Raw genomic sequence first — 23,423 nt, forward strand, 5'->3', positions numbered from 1 at the left:
ACGCATCACTTAGACGCGTCCGGTACGGCTGAGGGCCGCCTCGCATCCTGGGGGGATGCGGGGCGGCCCTTGGCCGCAGGGACCGACAACGGCGCCCGGCCTACTCCGTCTTGATCGCCGTCAGCATGTTGAGCTTTGCCGCGCTGCGCGCCGGCCAGAGCGCCGCCAGCACACCCACCAGCCCCGCGAGCAGCAGGAAGATCCCGATCCGCTCCCACGGCAGGACCAGCGCGTACTGCGGGATCGAGGAGCGGATCGTCTCACCGATCGCCCAGGCCAGGAACGTACCGAGCCCGACACCGACCAGCGCTCCGAAGACCGAGATCACCACGGCTTCCAGCCGGATCATGCGCTTGACCCTGCGGCGGTCCAGACCGATCGCCCGCAGCATCCCGATCTCCTGCTGACGCTCGAAGACCGACATCGCGAGGGTGTTGACGACACCGAGCACCGCGATGATCAGGGCCATGCCCAGCAGCCCGTACATGATGTTCAGCGCGGTGTTGATCATGCCGCCGAACATGTTCCTGATGTCCTGCTGGTCGGCGACGCTGATCGCGGGGTTGTCGCCCAGCGCTTCCACCAGGGCCAGTTCGTTGGCCTCGGTCGCGCCTCCGTCCATCGACACGTACACCTCGGGCGTGTGCGGCTTCGTCACGTGCGGTGTCAGCAGGTCCGTGGAGATCAGGGTCGGCGAGGTGAACTCGTTGGCCTCGTACGTGGCGCCGATTTTCAGCCGTGCCGTCTTGTCGTCCTCGTAATTCACCGTGACGGTGTCGCCGGTCTTCCAGCCCCGCGACTTCGCGGTGTCCGACGCCACCGCGATCGCGTCACCGCTCAGCGTGTCCAGCGAACCGGTCACCGTCTTCAGTGCGAGGACCTGCTGGATGTCGCCGGGGTTCACACCCGACGCGGAGCTGTCCTTGCCGTTGATCGACAGATACGCCGACTGCTGCGGCGAGATGGCTTTCACACCCGGCGCCTTCTCCAGCGCCTTGACCGCCGACTGGTCGAGACCGCCGCCGCTGGCCATCGTGACCATGTAGTCGGCCCTGATGTTGTCCGTGGTCGTCTTGTCGATCGCCTGGCCCAGTGTGACGCCGATGGTCGTGAGGCCGGTGACCAGGGTGAGACCGATGGCCAGCGCGGATGCCGTGGCGCCCGTACGGCGCGGGTTGCGCACCGCGTTCTGCCCGGCCAGCTTGCCGGCGACGCCGTACAGCCGGTTCAGCAGCGGCTGGACGAGCGCGATGATCGGGCGCGACAGCAGCGGGATGAGCACGATGATCCCGACGAGCGCGAAGAAGGCACCGGCGCCGATGATCAGCTTGCCGTCCTTCCCGACCGAGGCGCCCCCGATGATCCCCGCGGCGCCGATGAGCGTGAGCACGGCGCCGATGGAGTTGCGCAGGACGAGCGACTTCACCGTGGCGACGGCGTGCACGCTGCTCATGGCGGCGACCGGCGGGATCTTCGCGGCCCGGCGGGCGGGCAGCCAGGCGGCGATCAGGGTGATCACCACGCCGACACCGAAGGCGGCGGCGACGGCGACCGGCGTGATCATCAGCGGTCCGGCGGGCACCTTCGCGCCGAACGAACTCATGGCCGAGCGCAGTCCGACGGCGAGACCCACACCGAGGACGAAGCCGATGGCGGACGCGACGAGGCCCACGATCAGCGCCTCGATCATCACCGAGCGCTTGACCTGGCGGCGCGAGGCGCCGACGGCGCGCAGCAGCGCCAGCTCCTTGGTGCGCTGGGCGACCAGCATGGTGAAGGTGTTGGAGATCAGGAAGATTCCGACGAAGAGCGCGATGGCGGCGAAGGCGAGCAGCATCTGGTTGATGCCGCTCAACTCCCTCTCGATGTCCGCGGCCTGCTGGTCGGCGAGCTGCTTGCCGGTCTGGATCTCGGCCTCGTCGGGCAGCAGCGACTGGATCTCGCCGAGTATCTGTGTGTCGGAGGCGCCCGGCGCCGCCGTGACGGTCGCGTCCGAGAAGAAGCCCGGCTTGAGATAGAGCTTCTGGGCGACCGATGTCTCGAACAGCACCAGGCTGCCGCCCGCGTTGACGGAGCCGTCCTCGGTGGTGAAGACGCCGGAGAGGGTGTACTCCTCCACGGGGCCGTTGGTCGAGACCCGCACCGGGTCGCCGACCTTGTACTCACCTCGGGACGCGGTGTCCTTGTCGAGCGCGACCTGGCCGGCCTCCGTGGGCCCCGTGCCCTCGGTGAAGTCGTAGGCGGCGTCCTTGCCGTCCTTGCCGGGGGCGAAGTTGGTGCCGGTGTTGCTCCAGCCGTTGCCGATGAGCTTGCCGTCCGGGTCCGCCACTCCGGCGAAGCCGTCGACCCGCGGGGTGACGGAGGTGACACCGTCGACGGCGCCGATCTTGTCGAGGTCCTTCGAGCTGAGTCCGGGGTTCGACTCCTTCCCGTCGGTCTCCTTGGCGCCGGACCAGTAGGTGGAGACGGAGACGGCGACGTCCTTGTAGCTCTTGGCCGACTGCTTGTTGAAGGCGTTGCCGAGGGTGTCGGTGAAGACCAGCGTGCCGGAGACGAAGGCCACGCCGAGCATCACGGCGAGCACGGTCATCAACAGCCGGGCCTTGTGCGCGAGCACAGTGCGCAGGGCGGTACGGAACATGGTGGAAGTCCAGGTGAGGTGGGCAGGGCGGACGGACAGGCCCGCGGGGAGGGCAGGGCGGACGGCCCGCGCGGCCGGAGGACGGCGGGGCGGACGTGCCGCGGTGGAGGGCGGAGGGGCCGGCGCGCGCCGGCGCGTGGGCGTCAGGGGCGCGGACGGCGCCGGGCGGCGGGCGTCAGCTCGTACGGCCCTTGGCGTCGAAGGCCTTCATCCGGTCGAGCACACCGTCGGCGGAGGGGTGCGTCATCTCGTCGACGATCCGGCCGTCCGCGAGGAAGATCACCCGGTCGGCGTAGGAGGCGGCCACGGGGTCGTGGGTGACCATGACGACGGTCTGGCCCAGCTCCCGCACGGAGTTGCGCATGAAGCCCAGCACCTCGGCGCCGGCCCGTGAGTCGAGGTTTCCGGTCGGCTCGTCCCCGAAGATGATCTCGGGCCGAGAGGCCAGCGCGCGGGCGACGGCCACCCGCTGCTGCTGGCCGCCGGAGAGCGCGGTGGGACGATGGTGCAGCCGGTCCTTGAGGCCGATCATCGTGATCACGTTGTCCAGCCACTGCTTGTCGGGCTTACGGCCCGCGATGTCCATGGGGAGCGTGATGTTCTCCAGGGCCGTCAGCGTCGGCAGCAGGTTGAACGCCTGGAAGATGAAGCCGATCTTGTCCCGGCGGAGCTGGGTGAGCTGCTTGTCCTTGAGCGTGCCCAGCTCGGTGTCGCCGATGCGTACCGACCCGCTGGAGAAGCTGTCGAGACCGGCGACGCAGTGCATCAGGGTCGACTTGCCGGACCCGGAGGGGCCCATGATCGCGGTGAACTCACCCTGCCGGAAGTCGACGGTGACCTGGTCGAGGGCGACCACCTGCGTCTCGCCCTGCCCGTAGACCTTGGACAAGCCGGAGGCATGGGCGGCCACGGCGCTGGCGCGGTGGAGGAGAGGCATGGTCGTCACGGGTGGGGCTCCTTCAGGGGCGTACGGCGGATTGATTTCATCCTCTCCGCTGTCCGGCGGCAGGTCGTCACCCCTCGTGCCCGTTCCCGTGGCCCTCTCGGGTCGGACTCGGAGGCCGCTCCGTCCTCCTCGGGTATGACGCCGACCCCGACTCCCCTCATACCGTCACCGCGCGGTCATACCGACGACGCCTGTGTGCAATCCGTGTGCGGGGAGTGGCGAATAGTAGACAGAGAGCGGCGAGTTTCCGTCATATCCCGAGGTCCGTATCAAGACCTTCGTCCTGCTTCCGGCATGTGCCGATGGCGTGTTACCAGGGCTGACACACCCTCAGGTGCCAATAAAATCAGACAGGATCGCCCAAGTACTCGGCTGTCCGATGGGTCCTCCCGGCTAGGCTCGTGAGCCAACGCGGAGCCGCGTACGCCCGGATGGTGGAATGCAGACACGGCGAGCTTAAACCTCGCTGCCCCAAATGGGGCGTACCGGTTCAAGTCCGGTTCCGGGCACACTCTCTGTACGTGCGCTGACCTGCGAAGATCGATTCATCCCCGATTTCTTGCCTCTGAGGCACACCGCTGCTGAAACGTGTCTGCGGACCGTTACGATCGGTCAACTCGATTGAAATGTAAAGCTCTTGACGGTGAGTCAGTCGGGAGGGACGGCAAAAGCGCAGCTCAGACCCTTGATCATTTGTCGAGTGCGCGTCAATTCACTGATTTTCCGGTCTCCGGCGCGGCGCCGGCGAAGGCCCGTTCCGCAGGGGTGCGGAACCACCGTCGGATGGCGCTCGGGGCCGGTTCCCTGCTCCGGGGCCGGAACCCGACGGATCACGGCGGATCACGATCGAGGAAAGATCCTCCCTGGGCACTAGGGTGTTCCCTTTGCTCCCGCATTACTCTTGTGCCAAGGCCGCGCAGGGTGGCCGCCATGGAGGAGTGAGATGAGGAGCAGCAACCCGGTCTTCTCGCGACGGGGCTTCAGTCGCGACAACGGCCAAGCGGGCTTCAACGCGGCGCCGCAGGCCGGGGGCCCCGCCGTAGGAACGCAGAACCCGTACGCGACGAATCCGTACGCCACCAACCCCTACGCCCCGCAGACGGACGGTCAGTACGGCGGCGCAGGCCCGCAGTCGCCCGCCCGCGCCGGGGTCATGACGATCGACGACGTCGTGACGCGCACCGCGTCGACGCTCGGCACGGTCGTCCTCGCCGCCGTCCTCGCCTGGGTCCTGCTCCCGGTCGACCAGGCCAACATCGGCAAGTCGTACGGCATCGCCATCGGCGCGGCCCTCATCGGCCTGGTCCTGGCCCTGGTCCAGTCGTTCAAGCGCAAGCCGGTCCCGGCGCTGATCCTGGCCTACGCCGCGTTCGAGGGTGTCTTCCTCGGCGTGATCAGCAGCGCGGTGAGCACGTACGTCGCGCCGGGCGTGGTCATCCAGGCCGTGATGGGCACGATGGCGGTCTTCGCCGGTGTGCTGTTCGCCTACAAGATGCGCTGGATCCGCGTCACGCGCCGCTTCTACGGCTTCGTGATGGCCGCTGCGATGGGCTTCGTGCTCCTCATGGTCGCCAACCTGCTGTTCAGCGTCTTCGGCGGCGGTGACGGCCTCGGCTTCCGCAGCGGCGGCCTCGGCATCCTCTTCGGTGTGATCGGCATCATCCTCGGCGCGTGCTTCCTGGCGCTCGACTTCAAGCAGGTCGAGGACGGCGTCACGTACGGCGCGCCGCGCGAGGAGTCCTGGATGGCGGCCTTCGGCCTCACCATGACGCTCGTCTGGATCTACCTGGAGATGCTGCGGCTCTTCTCGATCCTGAGCGGCAACGACTAGCGGTAGCAGCGGTCGGTTCACGACGAAGGGGTCCACGGGCAGCAGCCCGTGGACCCCTTCGGTCGTCTGCGATGGCCGGACAGGGCCTCGGGGTCAGCCGAGGCGGCGGGCGGCCCGCCTCAGGTCGTGCTCATGGATGATCGCCTTGGCGTGCCCGTACGCGAGGTCGTACTCGCCGCGGAGCCAGGCGACCTTCTCGTCGAAGCGCACCAGGGCGGGACCGTCGTCGACGGTGCGGAGCCAGTCGGTGATCTCTCGACCGGTGCGGTCTGGAATACGGGACAGCAGGTTGCGGTGGGTCTCTTCGGAGAAAACAAGGGACATCGGCGCCTCCGGACGCTTTCGCGCGTACTGGCCTTCACGTCACCGTGCCTGAGCGTTCGCCCGTTGGCAACAGTCCGGCGAGGGCGCGTAGGGTCGCGGAGTGCTTGAAACGACGCGCCTGACCGCCGCCGTGGACCGATTCGCCGACCGGCTCCGGGCAGCCCCGCAGAGCCGGCTGCAGCGCGGGGCCGCGGCCGAAGGGCTGGCTCTGGCCAGGGAACTGTCCGCGAGGGCCCAGCGGCTCGAAGCCCCGGACGGTGTCCCGCCGGGGCCGCCGAGGATCATGCCGGACGCCGGTGTGTTCGTGGTCGCCGATCAACTCACTGTCGCGGCGGGTGACTTGGCCGAGGCATTGCGAACGGCCCCGTCCGTCGCGGAACTGGACGAGGCCGTGCGGGCGGTGGAGCGGGCCGTGGCTAGAGCGAAGCTATGACGCGGTCGGCGAGAATGTAGATGTGGTCGTCGGCAGCGGCGGGTTCACCCGTCGTACCCGCGTTCCCCGCGCTGGTGTCGTCGTCCGCGCCGGCGGACGCGCCGCACGAGAACGTGAGGGCGTACGCCCCCGAGACACCCGAGCCGCCCAGCAGGAACGGCGTACCGCCGTCGCGCAGCGCGCCCGCGAGGCGTTCCGCGGTCTCGCGGTGGCCCGGCGTCATGCAGAGCGTCGTACCGTCCGTGAAGACGTACACGTCGAGCGTGCCCAGCGGGCCGGGGCGGACGTCGGCGAGCGCGGTACGGGCGTCGGCCAGCTCCTCCAGCCGCGCGACCGTGCGCTCGTGGTCGGTGACGACCGGCGTGCGGACGGGGACGAAGTCCGGGTGCGAGGGGTGGCGGCGGCGGGCCGCGGCCAGCTCCGGGGAGTCCTCGGCGAACTCACCGATCTCGCTGACCTCACTCACCTCGCTCAGTTCGGGCACCCCGTCGTAGTCCGCGAAGTCCCCGAGGCTCTCCAGGTCCTCGTACTCCCCGAGATCGACGGGGTCGCCGTCGCCCAGCTCGCCGCGCGCCCGAAGCTCGGCGAGTTCCGCCAGCTCGGCGAGGTCGTCGTACTCCGCGTCCGCGTCCGTGGCGCGGCGGGCGCGGTCGGCGCGGTCGAGTGCGTCGAGATCCAGCGCCTCCAGGCCCACGAAGTCGGCCTGGCGCGGCACGTAGAACGGGCCGTCGTCGGTGCCGGGGCCGCCGAGACCACCCAGCAGTGAGGGTGTGTCGGTGGCGTCACGGGCCTCCTGGGCGGCCCAGAAGGCGCGCGCCTCGGCCAGCTCGCGCTCGCGCTCCTCGGCCAGGGCCTCGGCCACCGCGAGCCGTATGTCCTCGGTGGACGCGGCGGCGGCCGGCGCGGGTTCGGCGGAGCGTGCGTGGGGTACGGCGGCGCCGGGGCGGCCCTGATTGGCCAGGGACAGTTCGCCGCGCAGGGCCGTGACCTCACGCCGCAGGCCATGAACGGCGTGCAGGGCGGCGACGCCCACGGCCGTGGCGGTGGCCGTGGTGAGCAGCAGGGCAATAGACATGGCGCTCACTGACTTACTCCCGGTCTTCAATGGTCCCCCGACTTCCTACATCAGCTTGTCGGAGGGGGCGCACACGTCGGCAGTGCATTACGTCATGAATTGGACAGGTCTTTCGGCCTTACGGTCAGCCCCATTACCGCCGTGACCAGGGTAAATGGGTCTCCCCCAGGGGGCAGGTCACATCCTGGGGGAGATTGAGTCACGACTGGGGCTCGAAGCGGTTCGGCTCAGCCGCTCGGCCTGTGTGGTCGCGTTCGCTTCGCCACCGCTGCGGGCAGGTGCGTCCCTCGTACCTCGGGCCGCCCCTACCCTCCGCTCCGGCTCAGCTCAGCCGCTCGATGACCATGGCCATGCCCTGGCCCCCGCCCACGCACATCGTCTCCAGGCCGAGCTGCTTGTCGTGGAACTGGAGACCGTTGATGAGCGTGCCGGTGATCCGGGCGCCCGTCATGCCGAAGGGGTGGCCGACGGCGATCGCGCCGCCGTTCACGTTCAGCTTGTCGAGGTCGACGCCGAGGTCCCGGTAGGAGGGGATCACCTGCGCGGCGAACGCCTCGTTGATCTCCACCAGGTCGATGTCGTCGATGCCCAGGCCCGCGCGGCGCAGCGCCTGCTTGCTGGCCTCGACCGGGCCGTACCCCATGATCTCCGGCGAGAGGGCGGAGACGCCGGTGGAGACGATCCGGGCCAGCGGGGTCAGGCCCAGCTCGCGCGCCTTGGTGTCCGACATGATCACGAGTGCGGCGGCGCCGTCGTTGAGCGGGCAGCAGTTGCCGGCCGTGACCAGTCCGTCGGGGCGGAAGACGGGCTTGAGGCCCTGGGTGCCCTCCAGGGTGACGCCGGCGCGGGGGCCGTCGTCCTTGGCGACCACCGTGCCGTCGGGCGTGGTGACGGGGGTGATCTCGCGCTCCCAGAAGCCGTTCTTGATGGCTTCCTCGGCGAGATTCTGCGACCGCACGCCGAACTCGTCCATGTCGCGCCGGGTGATGCCCTTGAGCCGGGCCAGATTCTCGGCGGTCTGACCCATCGCGATGTACGGGTCGGGGAGCAGGCCGTCCTCGCGGGGGTCGTGCCAGCCGGCGCCCTCGGAGGCGGCGACGGTGGCGGTCCGGGCCTCGGCGGAGGCGAAGAGCGGGTTGTGGGTGTCCGGCATGCCGTCGCTGGAACCCTTGACGGAGCGGGACACCATCTCGACACCGGCCGAGATGAAGACGTCGCCCTCGCCCGCCTTGATGGCGTGCATCGCCATGCGGGAGGTCTGGAGCGAGGAGGAGCAGTAGCGGGTGATCGTGCAGCCGGGGAGATGGTCCATCCCCATCTGCACGGCGACGATCCGGCCCAGGTTGTGGCCCTGCTCGCCGCCGGGGAGGCCGCAGCCGAGCATCAGGTCGTCGATGTCGTGCGGGTCCAGCTCGGGGATCTTGGCGAGCGCGGCCTGAATGATGGTGGCAGTCAGGTCGTCGGGCCGCAGCTCCTTGAGGGAGCCCTTGAAGGCCCGGCCGATGGGGGAGCGGGCGGCAGAGACGATCACGGCTTCGGGCATCACGGCTCCAGTGGGGCGGGTGCGGTACGGCGGGAGTGCCGTCTGGTGAAGTTACCCGCACGTACGGCTCGGGTCACCGGGCCGGACGTGTGACGAGGACCGCAGTACGGCCTCCTGCCGGGTCGCAGACGCACCGACCCGGCCCCGCGCCGGGCCGGGCAGCCCGTGCGGGCCGGGTGCCCGGGTGGTGCGGTGTCAGGTGCGGTTGGCGCGTTCCTTGGGTGGGGGTGGTGGGGGGGCCGGTTCCGTCTGGGTGGGTTCCGGTTCCGGGAGGCGCCGGCGGCGGCGGTGTTTGAGCAGGGCCCATGGCGCACGCGCGCCCGTGACCTCCGTGCCCGCCTCGGCCGCCGCCGCCGATGCGGCCTTCGCCACCGTCAGCATGTCCTCGTCGCGCGCGGCGTCCAGGTGATCCGTCTCCGGCCACAGGCCCAGCACCGCGCAGAGCGTCGGCAGGACGGCCATCGCGGCGGTCGCGTACCCCTCCGCCGACGGGTGGTAGTTGTCGGCGCCGAACATCTCGCGGGGATTCGCCGCGAACTCCGGCCCCAGCAAGTCGCCCAGCGAGACCGTACGGCTGCCCTGCTCGACCGCCACGATCGTCTGTGCCGCCGCCAGCTGCCGGCTCACCCGGCGGGCCAGCCAGCGCAGCGGCTGGTACACCGGCTCGATCGTCCCCAGGTCGGGACAGGTGCCGACGACGACCTCCGCGCCCGCCGTCCGCAACCGCCGTACCGCCGACGCGAGATACCGGACCGAGGCGGTCGCCGACATCCGGTGCGTGACATCGTTCGCGCCGATCATGATCACGCATACGTCCGGCGCCCGGAACGTGTCCGACAGCAGCAGCGTCACCTGGCGTTCCAGATCGTCCGACTGCGCCCCCGGCTGCGCCACGTTCCGCAGGTCCACCGGGCGCTCCGCCACCGCCGCGAGGCCCGAGGCGAGCAGCGCCCCCGGTGTCTGGCCCGCCCGCCGGACCCCCTGGCCGGCCGCCGTGGAGTCGCCGAGCATCCCCATCCGCAGGGGCTCGGTGTGCCCGTACGCCAGTCCGTACCAGCCGTTGCCCCGCGGCGGGATCGGCGCCGTACCGCCGCCGACGGACCGTTTCGCCAACTGCACCTCGGCCAGGACGAGCCCCACCCCCGCCGCTCCGATCAGACCGACGCTGCCACCGCCGTAGGCGGCGCCCGCCGCGATCCGCCGTGCCACCCTCGCTCTCGACACAGTCCGGGTCACCTCCCTGTAGCCGTCCACACGCTGTGGCGGTTCACGCACTGCCCATAAGACCAGCAAGAGGTAATTGCCCCGCAACGGGCGTGGCCCAATCTCTTACACGTACGCATACGCTGGCCGGACCATCACGGAGACCCCGGAGACAACGGTGCAATTCCACGACTCGATGATCAGTCTGGTTGGCAATACCCCGCTGCTGAAGCTGGGCAATGTGACCTCGGGCATTCAGGCGACAGTCCTGGCCAAGGTCGAATACTTCAATCCCGGCGGTTCGGTGAAGGACCGGATCGCCCTGCGCATGATCGAGGCGGCGGAGGAGAGCGGCGAACTCCGCCCCGGCGGCACGATCGTCGAACCGACGAGCGGCAACACCGGCGTCGGACTGGCCATCGTGGCCCAGCAGAAGGGCTACCACTGCATTTTCGTCTGCCCCGACAAAGTCTCCACCGACAAGATCAACGTGCTGCGGGCGTACGGCGCGGAGGTCGTCGTCTGCCCCACGGCGGTCGACCCCGACCACCCGGACTCGTACTACAACGTCTCCGACCGGCTTGTGCGTGAGACGCCGGGCGCCTGGAAGCCGGACCAGTACAGCAACCCGAACAACCCGCGCTCGCACTACGAGACCACCGGCCCCGAGCTGTGGAAGCAGACGGACGGGCGGATCACCCACTTCGTCACCGGCATCGGCACCGGCGGCACGATCAGCGGCACCGGCCGGTATCTGAAGGAGATCAGCGACGGGCGCGTCACGGTCGTCGGCGCCGACCCCGAGGGCTCCGTCTACTCCGGCGGCTCGGGCCGCCCGTATCTGGTCGAGGGCGTCGGCGAGGACTTCTGGCCGAGCGCGTACGACCGGACCGTCACCGACGAGATCGTCGCCGTGTCCGACAAGGACTCCTTCCAGATGACGCGCCGCCTCGCCAAGGAGGAGGGCCTGCTGGTCGGCGGCTCCTGCGGCATGGCGGTCGTGGCGGCGCTGCGGGTCGCCGAGCGGCTCGGCCCGGACGACGTGGTGGTCGTGCTGCTGCCCGACAGCGGCCGGGGCTACCTCAGCAAGATCTTCAACGACGAGTGGATGAACGACTACGGCTTCCTGGAGCAGGGCGGGGACACCCCGCGGGTCGGTGACGTCCTGCGCTACAAGGAGGGCGGCGCCCTTCCCTCGCTCGTTCATATGCACCCCGAGGAGACGGTCGGTGAGGCGATCGAGGTCCTGCGTGAGTACGGCGTCTCGCAGATGCCGATCGTGAAGCCCGGCGCGGGCCACCCTGACGTCATGGCGGCCGAGGTCATCGGCTCCGTCGTGGAACGCGATCTGCTCGACGCGCTCTTCGGCCGGCGCGCCTCGCTCGACGACCCGCTGGAGAAGCACATGTCGGGCCCGCTGCCGCAGGTCGGCTCCGGCGAGCCGGTGGCCGACCTGATGGCCGCACTCAGCGGCACCAACGCCGCCGCCGCGGCGATCGTGCTGGTGGAGGGGAAGCCGACGGGCGTGGTGAGCCGGCAGGACCTGCTCGCATTCCTCGCGAAGGACGCGAAGGACGCGAAGTAGACCAAGTCGGCCCTGTGCTGGGCTTCGTGAAAGTGGTACCAGCGCGACATCTACGCGCAGCACGCGCTTAACACGGCTCGGCCAGAGTTGTCGTTGTCGGCGTCAATGACCTCCGGAGCGGCTCCCGGACCCATGGACGCCACCTGGACACGGTGCCGGTTCTGACCCGGTCCCGAGTCCCTCGCGGGGACCGCCGTCGTCCCGCCCTCCGGAAACGGGGGTGCGGCGGTCCCCGCGCAATTCACGTCTCCGGCCGACCGGCCGCCCCCCCGTGAGAGGCCGAGAGGTCAGGCCTCCCAGTCGGACGACTGCTTCGACTCGCGCGTACGCCGGCGGGCCCAGGGCACGCCACCGGCCGCGTGCGCCACATTCACTCCGACGATGCCGAGCCAGGCCACACAGAGCCCTTTGAAGTCCGCCTGCACCACGGCTATCGCTGAGAGCGGGATGGCCAGCACCAGCGATATGACTCCGAAGCCGTACCGCTCGGCGAACCCCTCCCCAGGGGTACTCGGCGGGCGGGCGCCGCGGGCGACCACCATCTGCTGTTCGGCGAGCTGACGCCGCACACGACGGTCGGTCGTGCTGTCGAGGCGCTGATCGAGCTTCTCAAGGAAGGACTCGATGAGCGCGGACTCGTACTCCGGCCCCAGCTCTCGGCGGGCCTGAAGAGTGGCGTCGAGCTCCTTGTTGAGCTCAGGGTCGCGGGCTTCCATGGGCACAACGGTACGAAGGCGGAAGCCTCCGGAACAGTGGGGCTATCCCCCCTCTTTGCCTGCGGGGTACCTCAGGGCACCTCGGGACGCTCCAGAGGTGCGTCCAGGGCCCGCCGAATGCGATGCCCCCGCACTCCTTGCCGGGGCTGCATATAGTCATGCAGAGTTCTCAGTGACTGAATAGATCGCCCATGCCCCGAAGGGTGGTGTCCCTGTGCCGGACCGTCGTGCCACCGCCGTACGCCCCGCCCCCGCCCCTGTCCCCGCCCCCGCCCTCGTCGTCCTCGACGGCCAGAGTCTGCCCGTCGCCGACATCGTCCGGCTGGCCGACGGGACCGCCCGCCCGGTCCCCGGCACCGACGCCATGAAGCGCGTCGAGCAGTCCTGGCACACCGCGCGTGAACTCGCCGCCTCCGGCCGGGTCTACGGCCGCTCCACCGGCGTCGGCGCGAACCGCACCGAGGCCGTCCCCACCGATGCCGCCGCCGACCACGGACTGCGCCTGCTGCGCAGCCACGCCGGCGCCATCGGCCGCCCCCTGCCCGCCCGCGAGGTCCGCGCCATGCTCGCCGTCCGGGCCAACCAACTCCTCGCCGGCGGCGCCGGACTGCGCCCCACCGTCGTCACCGCGCTCTGCGACGCCCTGACCGCCGGCGCCCACCCGGTCGTCAACGAGTTCGGCTCCGTCGGCACCGGCGACATCGCCGCCCTCTCCCAGATGGGCCTCGCCCTCGTCGGCGAACACCCCTGGCAGGGCGGCCAGCCGCCCGAGGCACAGGCCCTCGACAACAACGACGCCCTCGCCCTCATCAGCAGCAACGCACTGACGCTCGGTCAGGCAGCCCTGGCACTGGACGAGTTGGGCCGTCTCATCGCCGCCACCGAACTCGTCGCCGGGCTCTCGCTGCTCGCCGTGGACGGCAGTTACGAGGCGTACGCCGAACCGGTCCACGCCTCCCGCCCGCACCCCGGCTCGTACGCCGTCTCCACCCGGATGCGGCACATACTCGGTGCCCCCGAACGCCCCACCCCACCGCTCGGCCGTATCCAGGACCCGTACGGCTTCCGCTGCGTGCCACAGGTCCACGGACCGGCACGGGACGCCGCGGACGCGCTGGAGAGCGCGCTCGCCGTCGAGATCAACTCCGCCGCCGAGAACCCGCTGATCTGTCCGGGCACGGACGCCGACCTGGCCCCCGCCGCCTACCACCACGGCGGCTTCTACCTCGCCCAACTCGCCCTGGCGCTCGACCACTTCCGCCTCGCCATCGTCCAGACCGCCCGGCTGTCCACATCCCGGCTCTCCGCGCTGAACGAGCCCGGCTTCACCCGCCTGCGACCCTTCCTCGCCGACGCCGAGCCCGCCAGCTCGGGCGTGATGATCCTGGAGTACGCGGCCGGGGCCGCCCTCGGCGACCTGCGCGCGTTCTCGGCGCCGGCCTCGCTCGGCCACGCGGTGCTGTCCCGCGGCGTGGAGGAGCAGGCCAGCTTCGCCTCGCTGGCCGCACGCCAGACACTGCGGGCGTGCGAGGCGTACCGTCTGGTCGTCGGCTGCGAACTCGTCGCCGCCGTAAGGGCGTTGCGCCAGCGGGACCTGAGGCCCGAGGCCGAACTGCCCGTCGGCAGAGCCTTCGCCCTGGCCGAGTCCGTACTGGACGCGGAGAACGCCGACCGGCCGCTGACCGACGATGTGACGGCGGCGGCCCGGCTGCTCGACCAACTCGCCTCCACGGCGGACGACATGAGCAGGGCGGGTATGACGGACGCGACCGGCAGGGCGAGCATGATCGGTATGACAGGCACGACGAGAGGGATCGCGTGAGCGACAGTCCGGCCGCCCGGCTCCAGCAGCTTTTCGAGGGCCACCGGCTCACGCCCACCCAGCGGCGTATCGCGCACAGCATGGTGCGCCGGGCCGTCGACGCGCCGTTCCTGTCCAGCGTCGAACTGGCGGAGCTGGCCGGGGTCAGCCAGCCCTCGGTGACGCGGTTCGCCGTCGCGCTCGGCTTCGACGGCTATCCGGCGCTGCGCAAGCACCTGCGGGACGTCGCGCCCGCCGACCAGGTCGCGGGCGCGTCCGAGTACAACGAGTACCAGCAGGCCGTCCACGCCGAGTTGGAGAATCTGCGTCAGCTGGCCGACCTGCTCGCCGACCCCCGCCCTGTCGAGCGGGCGGGCCGTGTGCTCGCCGAGTCCACCCCGCTGCCCGTCCTCGGCCTGCGCGCCGCCTCCGCCCAGGCCAAGGGCTTCGCCTACTTCGCCGCCAAGGTCCACCCCGACATCCGGCTCCTGGACGAGGGCGGCACGATGCTCGCCGACCGGGTCGACGCGGCGCGGCGCGCGGGCGCGAGTGCGCTGCTCTGCTTCGCGCTGCCGCGCCATCCCAAGGAGGTCGTGGAGGCGCTGGACTACGCGCGGGAGGCCGGGCTGTTCGTGGTCACCGTCGCCGACTCGGCCTTCGCGCCCGTCGCCGCCCACAGCGACCTGCTGATCCCGGCGGCTGTCGGCACGGGCCTCGCCTTCGACACGGCGTGCGCGCCGATGCTCCTGGGCCGGGTGCTGCTTGAGGCGATGTGCGACGACCTGCCGGACGCGCAGGCCCGCCTGGAGGACTTCGACGGGCGGGCCGCCGCCCGGGGCCTGTTCGTCGAATAGACGCGGTGACGGAGCGGTCCGGCTGCGCCGTTCCGGCCGTTCTGGCCGTTCTGGCCGTTCTCAGGAAAAGCTCAGGAAACCGCATTAATCTGCCCGCCAAAACTTCTGTGAATCTGTGAAGAGGAGGCGGCCGTGGGACGCGCAGGGCAGCAGTCGCTGGCACGGGTGACGGTGATCGTGAGGGCCGGTGCGGCCCCGATGTGGTGGCTCGGGGTCCTGGCCGCGGCGACCGGCGTGCTGATCCCCGGACTGACCGGCCGCTGGGTCGGGCTGTACGCCGGGGCGGCGCTGTTCGTCCTGAGCGCGGCGGCCGTCGCGCTCGTACGGCGACGGCGGTACGGCGGCTGGGCCGAAGCCACGTCGCGGGCCGGGAAGTTCGACTACCTCCAGGACCGCGCGGTGACGCTGCGGGTCTGGCGGCGGGCCCATGTGTGGTGGCTGGTGGGCGCGTTCGTCGCGGCGGTGGGTGTCTCGTTCGCCGTACCCGTCGCGGGCGGCGCAGCCCTCGCGGGCGCCGGGACCGGGCTGTGGCTCAAGTCCGTGCTGCTGGGCCGGGGCGAGCGCGCGGGCGAGGAGTTGCTGTGGGTCCGTACCGACTGGGCCGGGCGCGGCAGCCCCGTCGGCAAGAAGGTCAAGGGCTTCCGTACGACCGGGCTCGAAGCCGGGGACGCCGCACCCGGTGGGGCGCGGCGACCCCGCGACAAGAAGCCCAAGGCGGAGAAGGTAGTCAAGGCGGCCAAGGCGGAGAAGAGCGCCAAGTCCGCCAAGGCCCGCTCCGCGAAAGCGGGTTCCGCCACGGCCGAGCGGTGACCGGCTCCGGTCGCTCACACCGCTGCTTCGTCACCTCACCACCGGTGCCCGGCCCGGTCGTCACTCCCGTACGAGCGCTTCCGGGTCTCCGCCGCCCGACTCGGCGACGATCTCCGCCACGGTCTGCGGCGTCCGTACGGAGGCGAAGCGCACCGCGTCGGCCGTCACAGTGAAACCGTGGATTCCCGGCCGGGCCAGGCTGTTGTACGCGTAGTGGTGGGCGAAGTAGTACGCGCCGGTGTCCAGCGCCCCGACGAGATCGCCCTGTTCCAGCAGCGGCAGGGGCAGGGCGGTGGCCAGGACGTCGCCCGCGAAGCATGCCGGGCCCGCGATGTCCTGGGCGACGTCGGGACCGTCCTTGGGCCGGCCTGTGGCGTCGTACGCGGCGATGCGCAGGGGCCACGACTCGGGGTTGTAGACGGTACGGGTGGCGATCTGCACGCCCGCGTGGGTCACGGCAATGGCCCGGCCGCCGGCGGACTTCGCGTACTCGACCCTGGCCAGGACCGTGCCGTGCTTGGCGAGCAGGGAGCGGCCGAACTCGGTGACGAGCCCGTAGCGGCCGTCGAACAGGCCGGGGACGGTGGACTTCAGCAGCCGTGCGTAGTCGGCGTAGGTGGGGGTCTCCTCGTCGGAGGAGAAGTTGACGGGGAGGCCGCCGCCGATGTCGATGGTGTCGATCTGCTGCCGGCCGGCCGCCGCGTTGATCTCCTCGGCCAGCTCGTGGACCGTCCGTACGCCTTCCGCCATGAGGGCGAGCGGTACGCCCTGGGAGCCGGAGTGGGTGTGCAGCCGGGTCAGCCAGGGCCGGTCCAGGAAGGCCCGTACGACCTGGGTGCGGGCGCCCTCGTCGCGCAGGGCAACACCGAACTTCGACGTCGACGTGGCCGTGGAGAGGGCGCCGATGGAGCCGCTGCCGGTCTGCGGGTTGACCCGTAGCCCGATCGGGGAGTGGCTGGGGGCCTCGTGCAGGAGTGCGTCGAGCCGGGTCAGTTCCTGCGGGTTGTCGGCGTTGACCGCGATGCCCAGGGACAGGGCCTCGCGCAGCTCGCCGGGCGTCTTGGCGGGGGAGTCGAGGACGGTGCGGTGGGGCGGGATCCCGGCGGCGCGCGCCAGGCCCAGCTCGCCGGGGCTCGCGACCTCGGCGCCGAGGCCCTCGTCGCGCAGCAGGCGCAGGACGGGCACGAGGGGCGCGGCCTTCACGGCGAAGGCGTGCAGCACGGGGGTGTCCGGGGCGGTGACGGCGGCGAACGCCTCGTGCAGCGCGGCGGCGGAGGCGCGGATGCCCGCCACGTCCAGGAGGGCGACGACGGGGTCCGCCTCGGTGAGCAGCCCCTGCGCGACGGCGGCCCGTACGGCGAGATCACGCCTGGCGGTCCTGTTGTCCTCGCCGTTGTTGCCCGTGTCCTTGCCCGCGCCCGCGGCCTTGTCTGTTTCCGTGACCGTGCCGGTGTTGTCGACCATGTGTGTCAGCCAATCATCCGGCCGCCCGTCGCTCCACTGTTGACTACATCTATTCAGCCCATGAGTATGTGAATAGTTTGGCCAACAGTGGAGCAGCGACGGAGGAGGCACCCGCCATGTCAGGACCCCGACCCGTACGGGCACCGCGCGGTACGGAACTGAGTGCCCTGGGATGGCAGCAGGAAGCCGCCCTCCGCATGCTCCAGAACAACCTCGACCCCGAGGTCGCCGAACACCCCGACCAACTCGTCGTCTACGGCGGTACGGGCAAGGCCGCGCGGGACTGGCGCTCGTTCGACGCGATGACGCGCACGCTGCGGACGCTGAAGCAGGACGAGACGATGCTCGTCCAGTCCGGCCGCCCAGTGGGCGTGATGCAGACCCACGAGTGGGCGCCGCGCGTACTGATCGCCAACTCCAACCTGGTCGGCGACTGGGCCAACTGGGAGGAGTTCCGCCGACTGGAACAGCTCGGCCTGACCATGTACGGCCAGATGACCGCCGGCTCCTGGATCTACATCGGCACGCAGGGCATCCTCCAGGGCACGTACGAGACGTTCGCCGCCGTCGCCGCGAAGAGGTTCGGCGGCACGCTCGCCGGGACGATCACGCTCACCGCCGGGCTCGGCGGGATGGGCGGCGCGCAGCCGCTGGCCGTGACCATGAACGACGGGGTCGCGATCTGCGTCGACTGCGACCCGCGAGCCATCGACCGCCGGATCGAGCACCGCTTCCTGGACGTGCGGGCCGACTCCCTGGAGCACGCGCTCCAACTCGCCACCGAGGCCCGTGACGCGCGCCGGCCGCAGTCGATCGGGCTGCTCGGCAACGCGGCGGAGCTGCTGCCCCGGATGCTCGCCGAGGGCGCGCCGATCGACATCGTCACCGACCAGACGTCGGCGCACGACCCGCTGGCGTATCTGCCGCTCGGCGTCGACTTCGACGACATGGCGTCGTACGCCGCCGAGAAGCCGGCCGACTTCACGCTGCGCGCCCGCGAGTCGATGGCGCGGCACGTGGAGGCGATGGTCGGCTTCATGGACGCGGGGGCCGAGGTCTTCGACTACGGCAACTCCATCCGGGGTGAGGCCAAACTGGCCGGTTATGACAGAGCGTTCGCCTTCCCCGGATTCGTACCCGCGTACATCAGGCCGCTGTTCTGCGAGGGCAGGGGACCGTTCCGCTGGGCGGCCCTGTCCGGCGAGGCCTCCGACATCCACAAGACGGACAAGGCGATCCTGGAGCTGTTCCCCGAGGGCGACTCCCTGCAGAACGCGTCGCTGCACCGCTGGATCAAGATGGCCGGCGAACGTGTCCACTTCCAGGGCCTGCCCGCGCGTATCTGCTGGCTCGGCTACGGCGAGCGCGACAAGGCCGGTGAGCGCTTCAACGACATGGTCGCGAGCGGCGAACTCGCCGCGCCGGTCGCCATCGGCCGCGACCACCTGGACGCCGGCTCGGTCGCGTCCCCGTACCGCGAGACCGAGGCGATGCTCGACGGCTCGGACGCGATCGCGGACTGGCCGCTGCTGAACGCCATGGTGAACGTCGCCTCCGGCGCGACCTGGGTCTCCATCCACCACGGCGGCGGCGTCGGCATGGGCCGCTCGATCCACGCGGGCCAGGTGACGGTCGCCGACGGCACGGAGCTGGCGGGCGAGAAGATCCGCCGCGTCCTGACGAACGATCCGGGCATGGGCGTCATCCGGCACGTCGACGCGGGCTACGACACCGCGAACACGGTCGCCGGCGAGCGCGGCGTCCGCATCCCGATGCGGGAGGGCGAGTGACGCCGCCCGTCAGCGCGGCGGGTGGCGCGGTCGGCGGCTCCTTTCAGGAGATGTGGCGGGACCTGGCGGTCATCGGGCGGGACGCCGGGAGTGGTGGATATCGGCGGTACGCGTGGAGTGGGGCCGACGGGGAGTGCCGGGACTGGTTCCGGGCGCAGGCAGAGACACGCGGGCTGGCGTACGAGACCGACCGGAACGGCAACCAGTGGGGCTGGGCCGGGGACCCGTACGCGGGGGACGCCGTCGTCGTCGGGTCGCATCTGGACTCCGTGCCCGACGGCGGTGCCTTCGACGGGCCGCTCGGCGTGGTGTCTTCCTTCGCCGCGCTCGACGAACTCCGCCGCAGGGGAGCGGAGTTCACCCGGCCGGTCGCCGTCACCAACTTCGGTGACGAGGAGGGCGCCCGGTTCGGGCTCGCCTGCGTCGGCTCCCGGCTCACCGCCGGGCAGCTCACCGCCGAGCAGGCGCACGCCCTGCGCGACGGGGACGGCGTCACGCTGCCGCGCGCCATGGAGGCGGCCGGGTACGACCCGGACGCCATCGGTCCCGACGCCGAACGCCTCGCCCGGATCGGCGCGTTCGTCGAGCTGCACGTCGAGCAGGGGCGCGCGCTCGACCTGACCGGTGACCCCGTCGGTATCGCCTCCTCCATCTGGCCGCACGGCCGCTGGCGCTTCGACTTCCACGGCGAGGCCAACCACGCGGGCACCACCCGTATCGCCGACCGCCGCGACCCGATGCTCACCTACGCCGAGACCGTCATCGCCGCCCGCCGCGAGGCGGCACTCGCCGGTGCGCTCGCCACCTTCGGCAAGATCGCCGTCGAACCCAACGGCGTCAACGCCATCCCCTCCCTCGTCCGCGGCTGGCTCGACTCCCGCGCCGCCGACCAGGCCACCCTGGACACCGTCGTCGCCGCGATCGAGGCGGCGGCCCACGAGCACGCCGAGCGCGCGGGCATCGACCTGAGGGTCGTACGGGAGTCCTTCACCCCCGTCGTGGAATTCGCCCACACCCTGCGCGACGAGGTCGGCCGGATCCTCGGCGGCCGGCTCCCGGTGCTCGGCACGGGCGCCGGACATGACGCGGGTATTTTGTCCGGATCCATTCCGACCGCCATGCTGTTCGTACGGAACCCCACCGGCATCTCGCACTCCCCGGCCGAGTTCGCGGCCGAGGACGACTGCGTGGCCGGGGTCCTCGCACTCGCCGACGTACTGGAAGGGCTGGCGTGCACGTGACCACGTACTGGCTGGAGCACGCCTGGCTCGACACCCACGTCGAACCGGGCGTGACCGTGACGGTCGCCGACGGCCGGATCACCGACGTCCGCACCGGGGACGACACCCCGCCGCCCGGCGCCACGGCCCTGCGCGGGCTCACCCTGCCCGGCCTGGCCAACACCCACTCGCACGCCTTCCACCGCGCACTGCGCGGCAAGGTCCAGGTCGGCTCCGGCACCTTCTGGACCTGGCGCGAGATGATGTATCAGGTCGCCTCCCGGCTCACCCCCGACACGTACCACGCGCTCGCCCGCGCCGTGTACGCCGAGATGGCGCTGGCCGGCATCACCTCCGTCGGCGAATTCCACTATCTGCACCACGCTCCCGGCGGAACGCCCTACGACGATCCCAACGCGATGGGCGAGGCGCTGATCGCCGCCGCCGACGACGCCGGGCTCCGGATCACCCTCCTGGACACCGCCTATCTCTCCTCCGGCATCTCCAAGCGCCGTGGCGGCAAGCCCCCGGACCGCCACCAGGTCCGCTTCTCCGACGGCACCGCGCACGCCTGGGCGGAGCGCGTGTCCGGCCTCGCCGACCGGTACTCCAAGGACGACGGGCACGTACGGATCGGGGCCGCCATCCACTCCGTACGCGCCGTGCCCGCCGAGCAGTTGTCGACCGTCGCCGAATGGGCCGAGGCCCGGCGGGCCCCGCTCCATGTCCATCTCTCCGAACAGACCGCCGAGAACGACGCCTGCCTCGCCACCCACGACCGCACCCCCGCCCGTCTCCTCGCCGACAACGGCGTCCTCGGCCCCCGCACCACCGCCGTCCACAGCACCCACCTCACCGACGAGGACATCGCCCTGCTGGGCTCCACCCGCACCGGCACCTGCATGTGCCCCACCACCGAACGCGACCTCGCGGACGGCATCGGCCCCGCCGCCCGGCTCCAGCACGCGGGCTCGCCCCTGTCGCTGGGCAGCGACAGCCACGCCGTGATCGACATGCTCGAAGAGGCCCGCGCCATGGAGCTGAACGAGCGCCTGCGCTCCCGCAGCCGGGGGCACTGGACGGCCGCCGCGCTCATCACCGCCGCCACGGCCGACGGCCACGCGGCTCTCGGCAGGCCCGAAGCCGGCCGGATCGAGCGGGGCGCGCTCGCCGACCTCGTCACACTCGCCCTGGACTCCGTCAGAACAGCGGGGCAAGTGCCGAGGCTGGGCGCCGAGACGGCCGTATTCGCCGCGACAGCCGCCGATGTGCGGCACACGATCGTGGGCGGTCGCCATCTCGTACGCGACGGCGTCCACACTCTGATCCCCGATGTGCCCGAAGCCCTTGCCCGGTCGATCGCGGCCGTACGCGGCTGAAGGAGAGCGCCCCCATGAACACCGGGACCACCGCCCGCACCACCGCTGCCACCACCGCCATCACCAACATCGCCGCTCTGGTCACCAACGACCCCTCCCTCGGTGACGGATCCCCCATCGGTCTGATCCAGGACGCGGCCGTCGTCATCGGCGGCGACCGCGTCATCTGGGTCGGTGAATCAAGCAAAGCACCCACCACTGACAACGCCGTCGACGCCGGCGGCCGGGCCGCCGTCCCCGGCTTCGTCGACTCCCACTCGCACCTCGTCTTCGCGGGAGACCGCACCCAGGAGTTCAACGCCCGCATGTCGGGCCGCCCCTACTCGGCCGGCGGCATCCGCACCACCGTCGCGGCGACCCGCGCCGCCACCGACGACGAACTGAGCGCCAACGTCGCGAAGTACCTCGCGGAAGGCCTCCGCCAGGGCACCACCACCCAGGAGACCAAGTCCGGCTACGGCCTCACCGTCGCCGACGAGGCACGCGCCCTGCGCGTCGCGGGCCGGCACACCGACGAGGTCACCTACCTCGGCGCCCATATCGTCGCGCCCGAACTCGCCGACGACCCCGCCGCCTACGTCGCCCTCGTCACCGGCGAGATGCTCGACGCCTGTGCCCCGTACGCCGGTTGGGTCGACGTCTTCTGCGAGAAGGGCGCCTTCGACGGCGACCAGGCGCGCGCGATCCTCACCGCCGGCCGGGCGAAGGGCCTCCAACCGCGCGTCCACGCCAACCAGTTGTCGTACGGCCCCGGAGTCCAGCTCGCCGTCGAACTGGACGCCGCGTCCGCCGACCACTGCACCCACCTCACGGACGCGGACGTCGACGCGCTCGCCCACTCGCGCACGGTCGCGACGCTGCTGCCCGGCGCCGAGTTCTCCACCCGCGCCAAGTGGCCCGACGCACGGCGCCTGTTGGACGCGGGCGCCACCGTCGCGCTGTCCACCGACTGCAACCCCGGTTCGTCCTTCACCTCGTCGATGGCGTTCTGTATCGCCCTCGCCGTACGCGACATGGGGATGACGCCCGACGAGGCGATCTGGTCGGCCACGGCGGGCGGCGCCGCCGCTCTGCGACGTACGGACGTCGGACGCCTCGCGCCCGGCGCCCGCGCCGACCTCGTCCTGCTCGACGCCCCCAGCCACGTCCATCTCGCCTACCGGCCGGGCGTTCCGCTCACGTGGGCGGTCTGGCGCGCCGGGACACGCCTGCACTGAGGACCCGGAGCACGACGAACCCCGGTGGCGGGCGGGGGATTTGCCGCCACCGGGGTCCGTGGGTGAATCGGTGGACGCGGTTACGCGTTCACCGACCACTTCTGGTTGGGCGCGCCCGTACACGTCCAGATCTGGGCCCGTGTCCCGTTGGCCGAACTGTTGCCGGTCGCGTCCATGCACTTGTCCGCCTGGATGTTCACGACATCGTTCGCGCCCGACACCGCCCAGCGCTGATTACCCGCGCCGGAACAGTCCCAGAGCTGGAGCTGCGCGCCGTCCGCCGTGCTGTTGTCCTTCACGTCCAGGCACTTGCCGAGCGCCCGCAGCGAGTCGTTGGCGCCCCTGCTCCACTGCTGCGCGGGAGAGCTGTTGCAGTCGTAGAGCTGAACAGGCGTCCCGTTGGCGGGATTCGCCCCGGCCACGTCCAGGCACTTGCCGCCGAGCCCGGTGATCGAGCCGCCGGTGCCTCCGCCGCCGTCGGTCGTCACGCGCACGTAGTCGACGGTCAGCGTGCTCGGGAAGGGCGTGCTGCCGTTGGGGTCGCCGGGCCAGTAGCCGCCGACCGCGAGGTTGAGGATCAGGAAGAACGGC

At 71.1% G+C, this 23,423-nt stretch carries 18 protein-coding genes, 1 tRNA gene and 1 pseudogene; 11 read left to right on the plus strand and 9 right to left on the minus strand.

Features of this window, described 5'->3' with window-relative positions:
- Positions 1–100: 100 nt before the first annotated feature.
- Both ACIBLA_RS08965 and ACIBLA_RS08970 read right to left on the minus strand, forming a co-directional pair.
- The gene (locus ACIBLA_RS08965; protein ID WP_363243177.1) at positions 101–2,641 is read right to left on the minus strand and encodes an FtsX-like permease family protein; all 2,541 of its coding nucleotides are present in this window, start codon (positions 2,639–2,641) and stop codon (positions 101–103) included.
- A 175-nt stretch (positions 2,642–2,816) separates the two neighbouring features.
- Positions 2,817–3,578, minus strand: coding sequence for an ABC transporter ATP-binding protein (locus ACIBLA_RS08970; RefSeq protein WP_399198246.1), 762 nt, complete (start codon positions 3,576–3,578; stop codon positions 2,817–2,819).
- 434 nt (positions 3,579–4,012) lie between these two features.
- Here ACIBLA_RS08970 and ACIBLA_RS08975 point away from each other — a divergent pair.
- Both ACIBLA_RS08975 and ACIBLA_RS08980 read left to right on the plus strand, forming a co-directional pair.
- Positions 4,013–4,096: transfer RNA gene (locus ACIBLA_RS08975), tRNA-Leu, on the plus strand.
- Between the two features lie 434 nt (positions 4,097–4,530).
- Positions 4,531–5,418: a Bax inhibitor-1/YccA family protein gene (locus ACIBLA_RS08980; protein ID WP_363243175.1), complete on the plus strand. Its 888-nt coding sequence runs from the start codon at positions 4,531–4,533 to the stop codon at positions 5,416–5,418.
- A 93-nt stretch (positions 5,419–5,511) separates the two neighbouring features.
- Here the strand turns inward: ACIBLA_RS08980 and ACIBLA_RS08985 are convergent, their stop codons facing one another.
- A complete protein-coding gene (locus ACIBLA_RS08985) occupies positions 5,512–5,742 on the minus strand; it encodes a DUF4287 domain-containing protein (RefSeq protein WP_363243174.1) in 231 nt (76 codons plus the stop codon).
- A 100-nt stretch (positions 5,743–5,842) separates the two neighbouring features.
- Here ACIBLA_RS08985 and ACIBLA_RS08990 point away from each other — a divergent pair, with 100 nt between their 5' ends.
- Complete coding sequence (locus ACIBLA_RS08990) at positions 5,843–6,175, plus strand: hypothetical protein (protein WP_363243173.1); 333 nt, start codon at positions 5,843–5,845, stop codon at positions 6,173–6,175.
- Here ACIBLA_RS08990 and ACIBLA_RS08995 read toward each other — a convergent pair.
- The 3 genes from ACIBLA_RS08995 to ACIBLA_RS09005 form a co-directional block, all read right to left on the minus strand.
- Positions 6,159–7,250 (minus strand): hypothetical protein, encoded by a 1,092-nt coding sequence (locus ACIBLA_RS08995; RefSeq protein ID WP_399198206.1) that lies wholly within the window; start codon positions 7,248–7,250, stop codon positions 6,159–6,161. The two genes, ACIBLA_RS08990 and ACIBLA_RS08995, sit on opposite strands and share 17 nt — an antisense overlap.
- A 322-nt stretch (positions 7,251–7,572) precedes the next feature.
- Positions 7,573–8,793 carry an acetyl-CoA C-acetyltransferase gene (locus tag ACIBLA_RS09000; protein ID WP_363243171.1) on the minus strand — a complete coding sequence of 407 codons (1,221 nt, stop codon included), beginning with the start codon at positions 8,791–8,793 and terminating at the stop codon, positions 7,573–7,575.
- Positions 8,794–8,988: 195 nt separating this feature from the next.
- Positions 8,989–10,002, minus strand: a complete 1,014-nt coding sequence (locus tag ACIBLA_RS09005; protein WP_363243249.1) for an SGNH/GDSL hydrolase family protein — start codon at positions 10,000–10,002, stop codon at positions 8,989–8,991.
- 172 nt (positions 10,003–10,174) lie between these two features.
- Here ACIBLA_RS09005 and ACIBLA_RS09010 point away from each other — a divergent pair, with 172 nt between their 5' ends.
- Positions 10,175–11,581, plus strand: a complete 1,407-nt coding sequence (locus ACIBLA_RS09010; protein WP_363243170.1) for a cystathionine beta-synthase — start codon at positions 10,175–10,177, stop codon at positions 11,579–11,581.
- Positions 11,582–11,868: 287 nt separating this feature from the next.
- Here ACIBLA_RS09010 and ACIBLA_RS09015 read toward each other — a convergent pair whose 3' ends face one another.
- On the minus strand, positions 11,869–12,297 hold the full coding sequence (locus ACIBLA_RS09015) for a hypothetical protein (RefSeq protein WP_363243169.1): 429 nt from the start codon (positions 12,295–12,297) through the stop codon (positions 11,869–11,871).
- A gap of 214 nt (positions 12,298–12,511) precedes the next feature.
- On the opposite strand from ACIBLA_RS09015, the gene ACIBLA_RS09020 reads away from it, so the two are divergent.
- From ACIBLA_RS09020 to ACIBLA_RS09030, 3 genes and pseudogenes are all read left to right on the plus strand, one after another.
- Entirely contained in the window at positions 12,512–14,119 is a 1,608-nt protein-coding gene (locus tag ACIBLA_RS09020) for an aromatic amino acid ammonia-lyase (RefSeq protein WP_399198207.1), read from the plus strand.
- Positions 14,116–14,952, plus strand: a complete 837-nt coding sequence (locus ACIBLA_RS09025; protein ID WP_363243167.1) for a MurR/RpiR family transcriptional regulator — start codon at positions 14,116–14,118, stop codon at positions 14,950–14,952. Before ACIBLA_RS09020 ends, ACIBLA_RS09025 begins: the two co-directional genes overlap by 4 nt.
- A gap of 132 nt (positions 14,953–15,084) precedes the next feature.
- A pseudogene (locus tag ACIBLA_RS09030) lies at positions 15,085–15,651 on the plus strand (hypothetical protein); the annotation flags it as partial.
- A 171-nt stretch (positions 15,652–15,822) separates the two neighbouring features.
- On the opposite strand, the gene ACIBLA_RS09035 reads toward ACIBLA_RS09030, so the two are convergent.
- Complete coding sequence (locus ACIBLA_RS09035) at positions 15,823–17,226, minus strand: diaminopimelate decarboxylase (RefSeq protein WP_399198208.1); 1,404 nt, start codon at positions 17,224–17,226, stop codon at positions 15,823–15,825.
- A gap of 116 nt (positions 17,227–17,342) precedes the next feature.
- Here ACIBLA_RS09035 and hutU point away from each other — a divergent pair, with 116 nt between their 5' ends.
- The 4 genes from hutU to hutI are packed head-to-tail and all read left to right on the plus strand — an operon-like array spanning position 17,343 to position 22,832.
- Entirely contained in the window at positions 17,343–19,016 is a 1,674-nt protein-coding gene (gene hutU, locus ACIBLA_RS09040; RefSeq protein WP_399198209.1) for a urocanate hydratase, read from the plus strand.
- A gap of 50 nt (positions 19,017–19,066) precedes the next feature.
- A complete protein-coding gene (locus ACIBLA_RS09045) occupies positions 19,067–20,257 on the plus strand; it encodes an allantoate amidohydrolase (protein ID WP_363243248.1) in 1,191 nt (396 codons plus the stop codon).
- On the plus strand, positions 20,248–21,615 hold the full coding sequence (locus tag ACIBLA_RS09050) for a formimidoylglutamate deiminase (RefSeq protein WP_363243163.1): 1,368 nt from the start codon (positions 20,248–20,250) through the stop codon (positions 21,613–21,615). The genes ACIBLA_RS09045 and ACIBLA_RS09050 overlap by 10 nt, the downstream gene beginning before the upstream one ends.
- Positions 21,616–21,629: 14 nt before the next feature.
- Positions 21,630–22,832 carry an imidazolonepropionase gene (hutI, locus tag ACIBLA_RS09055; protein WP_363243161.1) on the plus strand — a complete coding sequence of 401 codons (1,203 nt, stop codon included), beginning with the start codon at positions 21,630–21,632 and terminating at the stop codon, positions 22,830–22,832.
- An 80-nt stretch (positions 22,833–22,912) separates the two neighbouring features.
- Here hutI and ACIBLA_RS09060 read toward each other — a convergent pair.
- Positions 22,913–23,423, minus strand: a 511-nt coding sequence (locus tag ACIBLA_RS09060) for a ricin-type beta-trefoil lectin domain protein (protein WP_399198210.1), incomplete at its 5' end; no start/stop codon positions are given.

It is taken from the genome of Streptomyces sp. NPDC050433, assembly GCF_044458565.1.
Classification (GTDB): Bacteria; Actinomycetota; Actinomycetes; order Streptomycetales; family Streptomycetaceae; genus Streptomyces.